The sequence below is a fragment of the Amycolatopsis sp. NPDC057786 genome (genome assembly GCF_042797905.1).
GTDB lineage: Bacteria > Actinomycetota > Actinomycetes > Mycobacteriales > Pseudonocardiaceae > Amycolatopsis.
On sequence record NZ_JBHVKW010000012.1, the window covers coordinates 43974 to 57308 of the forward strand.

A 13335-nucleotide genomic window follows, 5' to 3' on the forward strand; every position below is an offset into this window, starting at 1 on the left:
GTGGCCGGGCTGTGTGTGGGGGGGTAAGGGTTCGCCCACCCCCCCAACACCCCCACCCACGACCAGGGCCGAAGGCTCCCATCACCGCATCAGACGAAACGAAGGGAGCCTTCACCCCGCCACCAACCCCGCCCACGAGCACGACACGTTTGACCTGCCCCTCGATCGAACCATCGTTACCCCTCACGACCCCGCATGAAACCGCACATATAAGCATCAAGCGGACATCAGGCCGCCAAGATCGTCCTTTGTGGACGTTTGAGGAAAGGCGCGGACTTGCAGGACAGCGCCTAGTCTCCTTCAAGTGGCAGAGAGCAACGGCCCGCACGACGGCGGCACCGAACCCGATTACCGATTCACGCTCGCCAACGAACGGACCTTCCTCGCCTGGCTCCGGACGGCGCTCGGCCTGCTGGCCGGCGGCGTCGCCGTCCATCAGCTGGTTCCCGACCCGAGCGCGCTGAGCACCGTCCTGGCGGGACTGTGCGTCCTGCTGGCCGCCGTCGTCGCGGCCAGCGCCTATCCACGCTGGCGGCAGGTGCAGAGCGCGATGCGCGCGGGACGGCCGCTGCCGAAGAGCGGGATGCTGGTCCTGCTGACCGCGGGGATCCTCGCGATCACCCTGACGGCGGCGGCACTGGTGGTCTTTTCGTGAGCCAGCGTGATCACGGAGCGCAAGCGGAACGGACCGGGCTGGCGTGGCGCCGGACCGCGCTCGCGGCTACTGCCTGCACACTCCTGCTCTTGCACACCGCGGCCCGGCAAGGCTGGGGGACGGCGGTCGTCCCGGTCGCGTTCGCGGGCGCCATGGTGATCACCCTGGTCGTCACGGGCGCGATCCGTGAACGAGCACTGCGCCGCCCCGGAACCCCGAAACCTCTTAACAGAGCCGTTGCTGTCACGGCATCGGCACTCGTCGTAGCGACGGCGGTCTCCCTGATCGCCGTACGCTAACCGGCGCGCACATCCAGCGACACCGAAGCCCGTTTTCCCGGCGCAGAGTCTCGGTTTCATTAAGCCGACTCCGGCGAATGGGCTATCTCTAGTTGAAATCTTTACTGCCGTCCGATCGACGCCTACGATTACGCTGCGTCGCAACGGCGGCAGATGGATCTGATCTTACGGAGCATCTGCCGCCCTCAATCGTTACGGAGTGTTGACCCCTCGACAGCGACGGTCGCAGGGTCGGCCGGGGAGGACGACCATGCAAGCAACTTCCAGCGCGTCCAGAACCGTCACCCCCGATGCGGTCCCCGGATACACGACTCCGGAGAACCTGCCTCGACCGGGCGGACGGCTGACGAAGGAGGATCTCGATCCCCTCGTCAAGGACGCGGGCGACGGGAATCCCGCCGCGATCCAGTCACTCCTGCGGATGATCGGCCCCGTCGTGGTCCGCTACTGCCGCGCCAGAATGGGCGGCCGCGACCTGTCCTACCTGTCGGCGGACGACGTCGCGCAGGAAGTGTGCATGGCGGTGCTGAAGGCGCTGCCCGGCTACCAGGATCGCGGCGGCTCGTTCCTCTACCTCGTGCACGCCATCGCCGCCAACAAGGTCGCGGACGCCTACCGCGCGGTCTCCCGTGACCGGTCGGAACCGGTCCCGGAGCTGCCGGAACGGCTCATCGGCGACAACGAACCCGAAACGCACGCCCTGCACTTGGACCTCGGCGCCCGGCTCAGCCGCCTGCTCTCCACCCTCCCGCGGGTGCAGCAGGAGATTCTCGCCCTCCGCATCGCCGTCGGCCTTTCCGCCGCCGAAACGGCCGAAGCGCTCGGGATCTCGGCAGGCAACGTGCGCGTGACGCAGCACCGCGCACTGGCCCGCCTGCGGACGATGGTCAAGCAGGACGAGTTCTGATCTTTCCTCCCCAGCCGCGGGTCGTTGACCGGCGGCTCTCAGGCGCCCGGACCCCGCGCCCTCTCTTCCGGTAGGAGCGGTTCACCGCCACAGTCCGGCGAAGCCGACCGCCCGGAGCACCTTCGAAACCACCGAAGGATCCGGTTCCGCCTGAAGTGTCTCCTCACGTAACCGCTCGCTGAGCGAGTCGGCGCGGGCGCTGGCCCGCCGTGCCTGGGCGCATGACTCCATCGCCCGGCGTTGCGCGACGAAGGCGACGCGCAACGCCACCAGGGCCACCACCAGCGCGACCGAGCTGATCACCAGAGCCACGACGATCATCCGCGGTCACCGGCCGTCGGCGGCGAACCAGCGCCGGGCACTTTCTCCATAGAAGCAGTCACGACCTCCCGATACCCGCCCCGGCACCGGCCAAACCGGCGCGGCGCGTGGGACTCGGCACAGCTCCATTCACGCCTGGCCCACGACGGGAAGCCGGTAAGCACGCTTCGCGGTGCCGTCGAAGAACTCCAGCCGCTCACCGTCGCTCAGCGAGCCCGTCAGTGAAAAAGCGGTGTCCACGACGACTTCGTACGCCGCCGCGAGTTCGCAGACCGGCCAGTCCGAGCCGAACATCAGCCGCGAAGCCCCGAAGGACTCCAGTACATGCTCGGCCCAGCGCGCCAGATCCCCGACCTTCCACCGTGCCCAGTCGGCCTCGGTCACCAGTCCCGAAAGCTTGCAGTACACATTGTCCAGCTCCGCCAAGGCCGCGACACCGTCCGCCCACGGCTGCCATTCGCCCGTGGCGATCGGCGGTTTCGCGGCGTGGTCGAGCACGAAAACCTGGTCCGGCAACGCTTTCGCGGCGGCGAGCGCGGCGGGGAGCTGCGGTGGCTTCACCAGCAGGTCGTACGCCAGCCCGGCCTCGCCGAGGGCTGCGAGACCACGCAGGACCTCGGGCCGCGCCAGCCACGACGGGTCCGGCTCTTCTTCGACCTGATGCCGGATCCCCACCAGCGGCCCGGAAAACGAGGCGATGCGCTCGGCGACGTCGGGCGCGGTGAGGTCGGTCCAGCCGACGACGCCCGCGATGAGCGGCTCGGCCTGAGCCGCCGCGAGGAATTCGCGCGTCTCCTCTTCCGACGAGACCGTCTGCACCAGTACCGTCCCCTTCACCCCCGCCGCCTTCGTCACTTCGCGGAGTTCGTCCACTGTGTACGGACGACGGATCGGTTCCAGCGCCGTACCGGTCATCCACGGGTAGTCCCGCCGCGACGGGTCCCACAGATGATGGTGCGCGTCGATCACGGCCGTTCCTCCTGTCGCAGCACGGTGTCCTCACGCAACAGTCCCGCACGCATCAGGTCCGTCCACAACTCGCGCGGCACCGGACGCCGGAACCGTTCGGCGTTGAGCCGGACCTGGCCGGGATCGTGCGCGCCGACGACGACCGACACCACCGACGGATGCGCGGCGGGCAACGCCAGCGCGGCTTGCGGGAGTTCGACACCGTGACGCGCGCAGACGTCGGCGATCCGCTGGGCGCGCTCGACCAGTTCGGCGGGAGCCTCGGCGTAGTCGTACATCGTGCCCGGTGACGCCGTGGCGAGGATCCCGGCGTTGAACGCCCCGCCCGCCACCACGTCCACGCCGCGTTCCGCGCACAGCGGGAGAAGGTCGTCGAGCGCGGGCTGGCTGAGCAGAGTGTACCGGCCCGCCAGCAGGATCACGTCGAGATCGAACCGGCGGACGAACTCCGTGAGCATCGGCGCCTGGTTCATCCCTGCCCCGATGGCGGCCACGACCCCCTGCTCCCGCAGTTCGAGCAGCGCGGGGAACGCGCCGTCGACGGTGTCCTCGAAGTGTTCGTCCGGGTCGTGCACGTAGACGACGTCGACGCGGTCGAGCCCAAGGCGTCCCAGACTGTCCTCAAGCGACCGGAGGATCCCGTCGCGGCTGAAGTCCCATCGGCGTTTGTACGCGGCGGGAACGACGAAACCCTGCGAGTCGGTGCGCGAAGCGCCGCCGGGATCGGGTTCCAGCACGCGGCCGACCTTCGTCGAGACCACGAACTCCGCGCGGGGATACGCCGAAAGCGCCGCGCCCAGCCGCCGTTCCGACAGCCCGAGGCCGTAGTGCGGGGCGGTGTCGAAGTAGCGGATGCCTTCATCCCACGCCTGCCGGACGGTCGCTTCGGCCGTCTCGTCGGTGATGGCGTGGTACAGGTTGCCCAGCTGTGCGCAGCCGAGCCCCAGCGGGGACAGGGGAAGCTTCACGGAAGCTCCCAGACGAGGCCGAGCCCCGAATCGTTGCCCGAGTAGTCGTCTTCGACGGCGAGCAGTTCCGACATCCGTGCCTGCCACGGGATGTTGGCCGGATGATCGCGCAGGATGGCGCGCATCTTCGCGTAGTCCTCGACCTCCACGACGTGGAACAGGTCGAGCCCGTCCCGCCAGATCCGCCACGAACGCACGCCCGCACCGCGCAGGGCTTCGTCCAGCTCAGACGGGATGACGGCGTGGACCGACTCGTATTCGGCCTCCTTGCCCGGCTTCAACCGGGTGTGGAGCGCCACTCTTTGTAGTGCGACACCGTGGGTCACCGCGCCTCCTCGTTTCGAAACATGGCACTCTGTCAACTAACACTCAAACATCCGAGGTCTTCGGGGAGGGCGGTGGAACATGCCGGTCACCGATGTCGCGATCGACAAGATCAAGGACATGATCATCTCCGGCGAGCTTGCTCCTGGCGACAGGCTGCCGAAGGAGGCCGAACTGGCCCAGCGGCTCGGTCTGTCCCGCAGTTCGCTGCGTGAAGCGGTGAAGGCGTTGTGCCTGATCCGCGTGCTCGACGTCCGCCAGGGCGACGGAACGTACGTCACCAGCCTCGAACCGAATCTCCTCCTCGACGCGATGACGTTCGTGGTGGACTTCCACCGCGACGACACCGTGCTGGACTTCCTCGCCGTGCGCCGGATCCTCGAACCGGCGGCGACGGCGCTGGCCGCGATGCACATGAGCGACGAGGACATCGAGGAACTAGGCCGCCTGCTCGACGAACTGGCCGACTCGCCGACGGTGGAGGCGCTGGTCGCGAACGACCTGCAGTTCCACCGCAAGATCGCCGACGGCTCCGGCAACCCGGTGCTGTGTTCCCTGCTCGACAGCCTGTCCGGCCCCACCGCGCGGGCCCGCATCTGGCGCGGGCTCACCCAGGAAGGCGCGGTCGCGAAGACCCGCGAGCAGCACGCCGCGATCTACGAGGCCATCGCGGCCCGCGAGCCCGAACTCGCGCGTTCGTGGGCGACCGTGCACGTGGCGGGGGTGGAGCAGTGGCTCCGCAACGCGCTCGGCACCGCCGACGACCCCACCACGGCAGCCGAAGCTTCCTGACACCGCACTCTCCTCCTCTGACGTCCTCGAACCGGCCTCCGGCGCGCTAGGAAAGGTCCTTTCCTGGCAAATTTTGCAAGGAAAGGACCTTTCATGGCGTCGGCGAGGGCTAGGTCTGCGCCTTCCCGCCGGCATAGCGGGAGATGATCAACGCGACCAGGATGATCACGCCGTAGATCGCCTTCAGCCATTCCGGCGGCACCTGCGCCACCTGCAGCAGGTTCGTGACCGTCTGCAGGAGCAGCACGCCGGTGAGCGCCCCGACCAGAGTGCCCTTCCCACCGTCCAGTGAGACACCGCCGATCACCGCAGCCGCGAACACCTGAAGGATCAATCCGTCGCCCTGGTCCGCGCCGAGCGCGCCGACGTAACCCGTGTACGCGAGCCCGCCGAGCGCGGCCAGCACACCGGCCACCACGAAGACTCCCCACGAGATCCGGTCGACGCGGATACCGGCGGCCCGCGCGGCCTCCCGGTTGCCGCCGATGGCGTAGAGCGATCGGCCGATCCGGTGGTACCGCAGCGCCAGCCCGAACACGGTGAACAGCGCCGCGGCCAGCCACACCGACATCGGCAGCCCGATGAACGTCGTCGTGGCCAGCGCGGTGAACACGTCCAGCTGATCGAAGAGCGTCTTGCCCTGGGTGGACCCGATCTGCGTGCCGCGCAGCACGGTCAGCATCGCCAGCGTGACGATGAAGGCGTTCAGCTTCAGCTTGACGATCAGGAAACCGTTCACGAAGCCGACCGCGGCACCGGCAACCAGCACGGCGAGGACGCCCGCGAAGCCGGGGATCTCCGTGCCGAAGCCCGACGACGCCACCGGGATGACCAGCATCGCGCCGAGCGCGGGCGCCATGCCCATGGTGGATTCCAGTGACAGGTCGAACTTCCCGGTCAGCAGCACGAGCGATTCACCCAGTACCACCATCGACAGCGCGGCCGAGGCGGACAGGATCCCGACGATACTGCCGAAGGTCAGGAACGTGTCGCTGATCAGTCCTCCGATGATCAGCACCACGACGAGCGCGGGCACCAGGGCGAGTTCGCGCAGCCAGCGGAACTTCCGGCGCTTCGGCGGGGCCGCGAACGTCGAAGTCTTCGGATGGGTCATCAGTTCGGTCACCGTTCGACTCCTTCGATGTCGGCCACCAGGTCGCCGTCCGACCAGCCCGCCCGGTGTTCGGCGACCACGGCGCCGGCGCGCAGCACCAGCACCCGGTCGCTCAGACGAAGATCGTCGAGCTCGTCGCTGACGATCAGCACCGCTTTGCCCTCCGCGCGCACCCGGTCGACGACCGCGAGCAGCGCTTCCTTCGATTTCACGTCCACGCCCGCGGTCGGGTTGATGAGCACCACCAGGCGCGGATCCCCGGCCAGCGCGCGGGCGAGGACGACTTTCTGCTGGTTGCCACCGGAAAGGTCGGACACCGGCTGGTCCGCGTCGGCCGCGACGATGTCGTAGTCCTTCAACGCCTGGGCGGCACGGCCGTAGCGCACACCCGGTGCCGCCAGGCCACCCTTCCCCATGCGGTCCAGAATGGACAATGTGGCGTTGTCCGCGATGGAGTGCTCCAGCACCAGCCCCTCGTGGTGCCGGTCCCTCGGCACACAACCGATCCCGGCGCGGATGGCGGCCGGGATGTCGCCCGGTTTCAGCGGCTTCCCGTCCACCTTGATCGTGCCGCCGGACGGCGAACGCAGACCGTACACGGTTTCGGCGACCTGGTGCTTGCCGCTGGCGTTACTGCCCGCGAGCCCGATCACCTCGCCGCGATGGATCCGGAACGTCACATCCTCGAAGCCGTCACCGGAAAGGCCGTCGACGGTCAGCACCTCGTCGGCGTCCACGGCCAGCGCTTCGCGGGTGGAGGCGTCGCGCACGGAAAGCCCGCCCTGTTCACCGGTCATCGCGTCGATCAGCTCGGCACGGCCGACCTCGGAGACCGGCGCGGTCAGAATGTGCTTGGCGTCGCGCAGCACGGTGACCGCCTGGCAGACTTCGTAGACCTCGTGGAGGTGATGCGAGATGAACAGGAACGTCACCCCGCTGTCCTGCATCTGGCGCATCCGCGCGAAGAGCCGTTCGATCGCCTGGCTGTCGAGCTGGGCCGTCGGCTCGTCCAGCACGATGAACCGGGCACCGTAGGACAACGCGCGCGCGATCTCGACGAACTGCCGGTCCTCCACCGAAAGCTCGCCGGCCGGGGTGTCGACGTCGACCCGCACGTCCCAGGAGTCGAGCAGTTCCCGTGCCTGGCGGCGCAACCGCTGCCAGCCGATCGCGAACCCCTTGCCGGACTGGCGGTTGAGGAACAGGTTCTCCGCGACGGTCAGCTGTGGGACGACCATCGCGTGCTGGTAGACGCAGGCGACCGCGCGTTTCCAGTCGTCCTGCCTTGACAAGGGCGGTGCGGGGACGCCACCGAACTCGACGTGGCCGGTGTCCGTTTTGGACAGTCCGGTGAGGATGGAGACGAGGGTCGATTTCCCGGCACCGTTGCGGCCGACGAGCGCGTGCGACTCGCCGGGGTGCACGGTGAGGCTGACGTCGGACAGCGCCACGGTCGGTCCGTAGCGTTTTCCGACGCCCTGTGCGCTGACCACCGGCACGGCGGCGGACCCGGCGGGCAGCGCGCTCACAGGTTGTTCCCCCAGAGTGCCTTGTCGTCCACGTTGTCCTTGGTGACGACGGGCGCGGGGAGCTGGTCTTCCAGGATGCCAGGGCGGACCTCGACGACGGTGCTGCCGTGGTCGGTCGGCCCCGCTTTGAAGGTCTCCCCCGCCATGGCCTTCTTGATCCAGTACATGCCGTACTTGGCGTAGTCGTCAGCGGGCTGGGAGACGGTCGCGTCGAGTTCGCCGGCGCGGATCGCGGCGAGTTCCTGCGGGATGCCGTCGTTGCTGACCAGCACGACATGTTTCGGGTCGCCGACCGGGAAGTAGAGGTTCTTGCGCTTGAGCGCCTGCTGCGTCGGCGCCAGGTAGACGCCACCCGCCTGCATGTACACGGCCTTGATGTCCGGGTTGGCGGTCAGCAGACTGTCCAAACCGGACGAAGCCTTGTCCGCCTTCCACTCGGCGGCGACCTCCAGCACCTGGACGTCCGGGTACTTCGTCTTCATGCACTGCCGGAACGCCTCGGAGCGGTCGCGCCCGTTGACCGAGGCCAGATCCCCCATGACCTGCACGACCTTGCCCGACGTCACCTTCGCGCCGATCGCCTCACAGGCCTTGGTGCCGTATGCCTTGTTGTCCGCGCGCACCACCATCGCGACCTTGCCGCTCTCCGGGGCGACGTCGACGGCGACCACCGGGACGCCCTTGTTCTCCGCCGCCTTGAGTCCCGCCACGACGGCGGCGGAGTCCAGCGGCGTCACGACCAGGCCCTTGACTCCCTGGTTGAGCAGGGTGTTGATGTCGGTGATCTGCTTCGCCGAGTCGCTGTCCGCGTTGACCGTCGGCAGCGCCTCGACGCCCTGTTCCTTGGCCTTCAGCGGTACGTAGTTGTTGTAGGCCTGCCAGAACGGCGAGGTCAGCAACGGGATCGTCGCGCCGACCTTGCCACCTCCGCCCGCACCCGGCTGGGGAGCGTTGTCCTTCGTGGACCCGCAGGCCGACAGTGCCAGCCCGAGCGCGGTCGCCGCGGCGGCCACCTTGATCACCCTCGTACGCACCGCATCCTCCTTGATGACAGCGAAAACTACTGCTGGACCGGGCCGCGCGGACGCAGCCCGTACATACCTCCGTCGACAGCGAGCGCCGTTCCGGTGGTCGAAGCCGACAGCGGGCTGGCCAGGTACACGACCGCGTTCGCGACCTCGTCCGCCTTGACCAGCCTGCCCATCGGCTGACGGGCGGCCAGCGCGGCGCGTTCGGCCTCCGGATCGCCCGCCGCGTCGAGCAGCCTGCCGACCCACGGGGTGTCCGCGGTGCCGGGGCAGACGCAGTTGACCCTGATCCGGTCGGCGAGGTGGTCGGTCGCCATCGCCAGGGTCAGCGAGAGCACCGCGCCCTTGCTCGCCGAGTACAGCGCGCGGTTGGGCAGGCCCGCCCACGCGGCGATCGAACAGGTGTTGACGATCGCGGCCGACGGCGAGTTCTTGAGGTGCGGCAACGCCGCCCTCGCCAGCCGCACCATGCCGACGACGTTGATGTCGAGCACGCGGTGCCATTCGTCGTCGCTGTTGGCGGTGACGTCACCCTGCGCGCCGATACCCGCGTTGTTGACCAGGATGTCGAGCCTGCCGAAGCGTTCCGCGACCGCGTCGATCGCCGACCGGACCTCTTCGTCGGAGCCGACGTCGCAGCGGAATCCGGCGAGGCCTTCGGGAAGGTCGCCGGGATTCAGGTCGAGGACCGCGACCTTCGCCCCGCGTGAGGCGAGCAGTTCCGCGGTGGCCCGGCCGATTCCCGACGCGCCTCCGGTGACCGCCGCGACGAGGCCTTCGAACTCACTCACTTGCTTGTCTCCGTCCATTCCGGACCGTCGGGGAAGGTGAACCGGCGCAGCGTCGCGTCGTGCATCCGGGCCGAGAAACCCGGCGCGGACGGGGCGACGTAGCGGCCGTCGACGACGGCGGCCGGGTCGGTGAAGTGCTCGTGGAGGTGGTCGACCCACTCGATGGACCGGTCGGTGTCGGAGCCGGACACCGCGACGAAATCGAACATCGACAGGTGCCGGACGAGTTCGCACAGCCCGACGCCGCCGGCGTGCGGGCACACCGGGATCCCGAACTTGGCCGCCAGCAACAGGATCGCCAGGTTCTCGTTGAACCCGCCGACCCTGGCGGCGTCCAGCTGCAGTACCGAGATCGCGCCCGCCTGGAGCAACTGCTTGAACACCACGCGGTTCTGGACGTGCTCGCCGGTGGCCACCCGGATCGGGGCGAGCGCCTTGGCGATCGCGGCGTGCCCGAGGACGTCGTCCGGCGAAGTGGGTTCCTCGATCCAGTACGGGTCGTACGGCGCCAGCGCGGTCATCCAGGTGATCGCGGTCGAGACGTCCCAGCGCTGGTTCGCGTCGACGGCGACCCGGATGTCCGGGCCGACGGTCTCGCGGGCGAGCTTCATCCGGCGGACGTCGTCCTCCAGATTCCCGCCGACCTTCAGCTTGATCATCTCGAACCCGTCCGCCACCGCCTGTTCGGCGAGCCGGACCAGTTTCGCGTCCGAATAGCCGAGCCAGCCGGGAGAAGTGCTGTACGCGCGGTATCCGTCACGCTCGATCCGGGCGATCCGCTCGGCGCGGCCCGGCTCGGCGGCGCGGAGGATGTCGAGCGCCTCCTGTTCGGTCAGCGCGTCGGTCAGGTAGCGGAAGTCGACGAGGGAGACCAGGTCCTCCGGCGACATCTCGGCGGCGAATCGCCAGACCGGGAGCCCGGCGACGCGCGCCGCGAGATCCCAGGCGGCGTTGACGACCGCGCCGATCGCCATATGCGCGACCCCCTTTTCCGGGCCGAGCCAGCGCAGCTGCGAATCGCCGACCAGTGTCCGCGACAACGCGCCGAGCGCGGCAGCGTCGGTGGGCACGTCCCTGCCGACGACGTGCGGCTCCAGCGCGCGGATCGCCGCGGCCTGGACGTCGTTGCCGCGTCCGATGGTGAAGGCGAGCCCGTAGCCGTCCGGGCCGCCGTCGGTGTGCAGCACGACGTACGCGGCCGAGTAGTCCGGGTCCGGATTCATGGCGTCCGAACCGTCGAGCTCCCGCGAGGTGGGGAACCGGACGTCGAGCACCTCCATGCCCACGATCTTCGCCATCACGCCTGCCTGACGTTCTGGCGCTGACGGCCGAGGCCGTCGATCTCGAGCTCGATGACGTCACCTTCGCGCAAGTACGGCTTGGGGTCGGGCTGACCGAGGGCGACGCCTTGCGGAGTGCCGGTGTTGATGAGGTCACCAGGGCGCAGCACCATGTACTGACTCACGTAGCGCACGATCTCGGCGACCGAGAAGATCATGTCCTTGGTCGACGAGTCCTGCTTCTTCTCGCCGTTGACCCACAACCGCAGGCCGAGGTCCTGCGGGTCGGGCACCTCGTCGGCGGTGACCAGCCACGGGCCGAGTGGGTTGAAGTTCTCGCACGACTTGCCCTTGTCCCAGGTGCCGCCGCGTTCGAGCTGGAACTCGCGTTCGGACACGTCGTTCGAGACGGTGTAGCCGGCGACGTACTGCAAGGCTTCTTCAGCGCTTTCGAGGTAACGCGCGGTCTTGCCGATGACGACGCCGAGCTCGACCTCCCAGTCGGTCTTGGTCGAGCCGCGCGGCACGAGCACGTCGTCCTCCGGCCCGACAACGACGTCGGATGCCTTCATGAACACGACCGGCTCGGTCGGGACGGCGGCGCCGGACTCCTCGGCGTGCTGCCGGTAGTTGAGGCCGATGCAGACGACCTTGCCGGGCCGCGCGATCGGCGCGCCCACCCTCGCCCGCGCGGCTTCGGGGCCCGCTTCGGGCAGCTCACCGGCGGCCAGCGCGGCGGCGGCCCTGGCCACGCCGTCACTCGCGAAGAAGCCGCCATCGATGTCGGCGGTCAGCCCCGAAAGGTCGCGCAGCGTGCCGTCCCCGGCACGTACGAACGGACGCTCACTTCCCGGCTCCCCGAGTCGCAACAGCTGCACGGATCTTCCCTTCAAGCCGAACCGCCAACAATCAACGGCTCCCACAGCAACGAACAGACATCCGATGTATACCCGACTACCTTCGCCAAGATCTAGGGGCCGTTCGGATTTCCGCCGAAAATTGATCGGATCAGTCTTGCGAAGTCCGGGTGGCGAGACTCACAGCGGGAATAGTTACCTACTCTAAGCAAGTTGTTCCTCGCGGAACCATGACTGGGGAAGGAACGAGCATGACCATCGCGCCCGAGCGAGTGGAAGAACCCGTCGCGCGGCCCGTCACGACCGGCCGCGCCCGATTCGTCCTGATCCTCGGCGGCCTGTCCGCCTTCGGGCCCCTGTCCATCGACATGTACCTGCCCGCGCTGCCGCAGATGGCGGGCGAACTGCGCGCGGCGGACGCGACCGTGCAGCTCACGCTGAGCGCGTTCATCATCGGGCTCGCCATCGGCCAGCTGATCCTCGGACCGCTGTCCGACGCGATCGGCCGCCGCAAACCGCTCGTGGCGGGTCTCGCGCTCTACATGGTCGGCTCGATCCTGTGCGCCGTCGCCCCGACCGCGGAACTGCTCATCGCCGCACGAGGCGTCCAGGCCTTCGGCGCCGCGGCGGGCATCGTGATCGCCAGGGCGACCGTGCGCGACCTCTACTCCGGCACCGCGATGACGAAGTTCTTCTCGCTGCTCATGCTGGTCAACGGGCTCGCCCCGATCCTGGCGCCGATCATCGGCGGCCAGATCCTGAACTGGACCTCGTGGCGCGGCGTGTTCGTCTGCCTGACCGTGTTCGGCGCGATCCTGCTCGCCGTCGTGTTCTTCCTGCTGCCGGAACCGCTGCCCGAGGAACGCCGCACCCCCGCGCGGTTCGGCTCGGTGCTGCGGAAGTACGCGAGCTTGCTCCGCGACCGCGGCTTCCTCGGCTACGCGCTGGCCTCCGGGCTGATGTTCGGAAGCCTGTTCGCCTACATCTCCGGCTCGTCCTTCGCGCTGCAGGGCGTCTACGGGCTCAGCCCGCAGGCGTACAGCCTGGTGTTCGGGCTCAACGGCATCGGCATCGTGGCCGTCGGCCAGCTGAACGGGCGTATCGTCGGCCGCTTCCCGGAACGGACCCTGCTGACCGTCGGTCTCGTCATCGCGGCGGTGGCCGGCTTCGGCGTCCTGGCCGCGGCGGTACTGGACCTCGGCCTGATCGGGCTGCTGATCCCGCTGTTCGTCCTGGTGTCGAGCATCGGCATGGTGGCACCGAACGCGAGTTCGCTGGCGCTCGCCGAGCAGGCTCGGTCCGCCGGTTCGGCTTCGGCCCTGCTGGGCGTGCTGCAGTTCGTCGTCGGCGGGCTGGCGACGCCACTGGTCGGGCTGGGCGGCGCGGGCACCGCGGTCCCGATGGGGATCGTGATGGCGGCCTTCGGCGTGCTCGCGCTGCTGGCCTTCGGGACCATGACGCGGCCTTCGCGGGCCTTGGTCACCCAGGCGGCCTGACTCGC

15 protein-coding genes are annotated in these 13335 nt (G+C 68.8%); 5 read left to right on the forward strand and 10 right to left on the reverse strand.

Annotation, left to right across the window (positions count from 1 at the left end; translation table 11 throughout):
- Nucleotides 1–304 precede the first annotated feature (304 nt).
- From ACFVM3_RS10480 to shbA, 3 genes are all read left to right on the forward strand, one after another.
- Complete coding sequence (locus tag ACFVM3_RS10480) at nt 305–655, forward strand: YidH family protein (RefSeq protein ID WP_378437504.1); 351 nt, start codon at nt 305–307, stop codon at nt 653–655.
- Nucleotides 652–954, forward strand: a complete 303-nt coding sequence (locus ACFVM3_RS10485) for a DUF202 domain-containing protein (RefSeq protein WP_378437506.1) — start codon at nt 652–654, stop codon at nt 952–954. The genes ACFVM3_RS10480 and ACFVM3_RS10485 overlap by 4 nt, the downstream gene beginning before the upstream one ends.
- Nucleotides 955–1204: 250 nt before the next feature.
- Entirely contained in the window at nt 1205–1861 is a 657-nt protein-coding gene (gene shbA, locus ACFVM3_RS10490) for an RNA polymerase sigma factor ShbA (RefSeq protein WP_378437508.1), read from the forward strand.
- 81 nt (nt 1862–1942) lie between these two features.
- Here shbA and ACFVM3_RS10495 read toward each other — a convergent pair whose 3' ends face one another.
- The 4 genes from ACFVM3_RS10495 to ACFVM3_RS10510 all read right to left on the reverse strand — a co-directional run bounded on the left by ACFVM3_RS10495 (nt 1943) and on the right by ACFVM3_RS10510 (nt 4418).
- Nucleotides 1943–2182 (reverse strand): hypothetical protein, encoded by a 240-nt coding sequence (locus tag ACFVM3_RS10495; RefSeq protein ID WP_378437510.1) that lies wholly within the window; start codon nt 2180–2182, stop codon nt 1943–1945.
- Between the two features lie 129 nt (nt 2183–2311).
- The gene (locus tag ACFVM3_RS10500) at nt 2312–3151 is read right to left on the reverse strand and encodes an amidohydrolase family protein (protein WP_378437512.1); all 840 of its coding nucleotides are present in this window, start codon (nt 3149–3151) and stop codon (nt 2312–2314) included.
- Nucleotides 3148–4119: an aldo/keto reductase gene (locus tag ACFVM3_RS10505; RefSeq protein ID WP_378437514.1), complete on the reverse strand. Its 972-nt coding sequence runs from the start codon at nt 4117–4119 to the stop codon at nt 3148–3150. The genes ACFVM3_RS10500 and ACFVM3_RS10505 overlap by 4 nt, the downstream gene beginning before the upstream one ends.
- A complete protein-coding gene (locus ACFVM3_RS10510; RefSeq protein ID WP_378437618.1) occupies nt 4116–4418 on the reverse strand; it encodes an L-rhamnose mutarotase in 303 nt (100 codons plus the stop codon). Before ACFVM3_RS10510 ends, ACFVM3_RS10505 begins: the two co-directional genes overlap by 4 nt.
- Nucleotides 4419–4524: 106 nt before the next feature.
- Here ACFVM3_RS10510 and ACFVM3_RS10515 point away from each other — a divergent pair, with 106 nt between their 5' ends.
- Nucleotides 4525–5235 (forward strand): FadR/GntR family transcriptional regulator, encoded by a 711-nt coding sequence (locus ACFVM3_RS10515; RefSeq protein ID WP_378437516.1) that lies wholly within the window; start codon nt 4525–4527, stop codon nt 5233–5235.
- Nucleotides 5236–5344: 109 nt separating this feature from the next.
- Here ACFVM3_RS10515 and ACFVM3_RS10520 read toward each other — a convergent pair whose 3' ends face one another.
- From ACFVM3_RS10520 to ACFVM3_RS10545, 6 genes are read right to left on the reverse strand one after another with little or no spacing between them, the layout of a single operon-like run.
- Nucleotides 5345–6361 carry an ABC transporter permease gene (locus ACFVM3_RS10520; RefSeq protein WP_378437517.1) on the reverse strand — a complete coding sequence of 339 codons (1017 nt, stop codon included), beginning with the start codon at nt 6359–6361 and terminating at the stop codon, nt 5345–5347.
- A complete protein-coding gene (locus ACFVM3_RS10525; RefSeq protein ID WP_378437519.1) occupies nt 6358–7878 on the reverse strand; it encodes a sugar ABC transporter ATP-binding protein in 1521 nt (506 codons plus the stop codon). The genes ACFVM3_RS10520 and ACFVM3_RS10525 overlap by 4 nt, the downstream gene beginning before the upstream one ends.
- Entirely contained in the window at nt 7875–8912 is a 1038-nt protein-coding gene (locus tag ACFVM3_RS10530) for a sugar ABC transporter substrate-binding protein (protein WP_378437521.1), read from the reverse strand. Before ACFVM3_RS10530 ends, ACFVM3_RS10525 begins: the two co-directional genes overlap by 4 nt.
- 26 nt (nt 8913–8938) lie before the next feature.
- On the reverse strand, nt 8939–9697 hold the full coding sequence (locus ACFVM3_RS10535; RefSeq protein ID WP_378437523.1) for an SDR family NAD(P)-dependent oxidoreductase: 759 nt from the start codon (nt 9695–9697) through the stop codon (nt 8939–8941).
- Entirely contained in the window at nt 9694–10995 is a 1302-nt protein-coding gene (locus tag ACFVM3_RS10540; protein WP_378437525.1) for an enolase C-terminal domain-like protein, read from the reverse strand. The genes ACFVM3_RS10535 and ACFVM3_RS10540 overlap by 4 nt, the downstream gene beginning before the upstream one ends.
- On the reverse strand, nt 10995–11855 hold the full coding sequence (locus ACFVM3_RS10545) for a fumarylacetoacetate hydrolase family protein (RefSeq protein ID WP_378437527.1): 861 nt from the start codon (nt 11853–11855) through the stop codon (nt 10995–10997). The genes ACFVM3_RS10540 and ACFVM3_RS10545 overlap by 1 nt, the downstream gene beginning before the upstream one ends.
- A 230-nt stretch (nt 11856–12085) precedes the next feature.
- Between ACFVM3_RS10545 and ACFVM3_RS10550 the strand changes: the two genes are divergently transcribed.
- The gene (locus ACFVM3_RS10550) at nt 12086–13330 is read left to right on the forward strand and encodes a Bcr/CflA family multidrug efflux MFS transporter (RefSeq protein WP_378437528.1); all 1245 of its coding nucleotides are present in this window, start codon (nt 12086–12088) and stop codon (nt 13328–13330) included.
- Nucleotides 13331–13335: the final 5 nt, after the last annotated feature.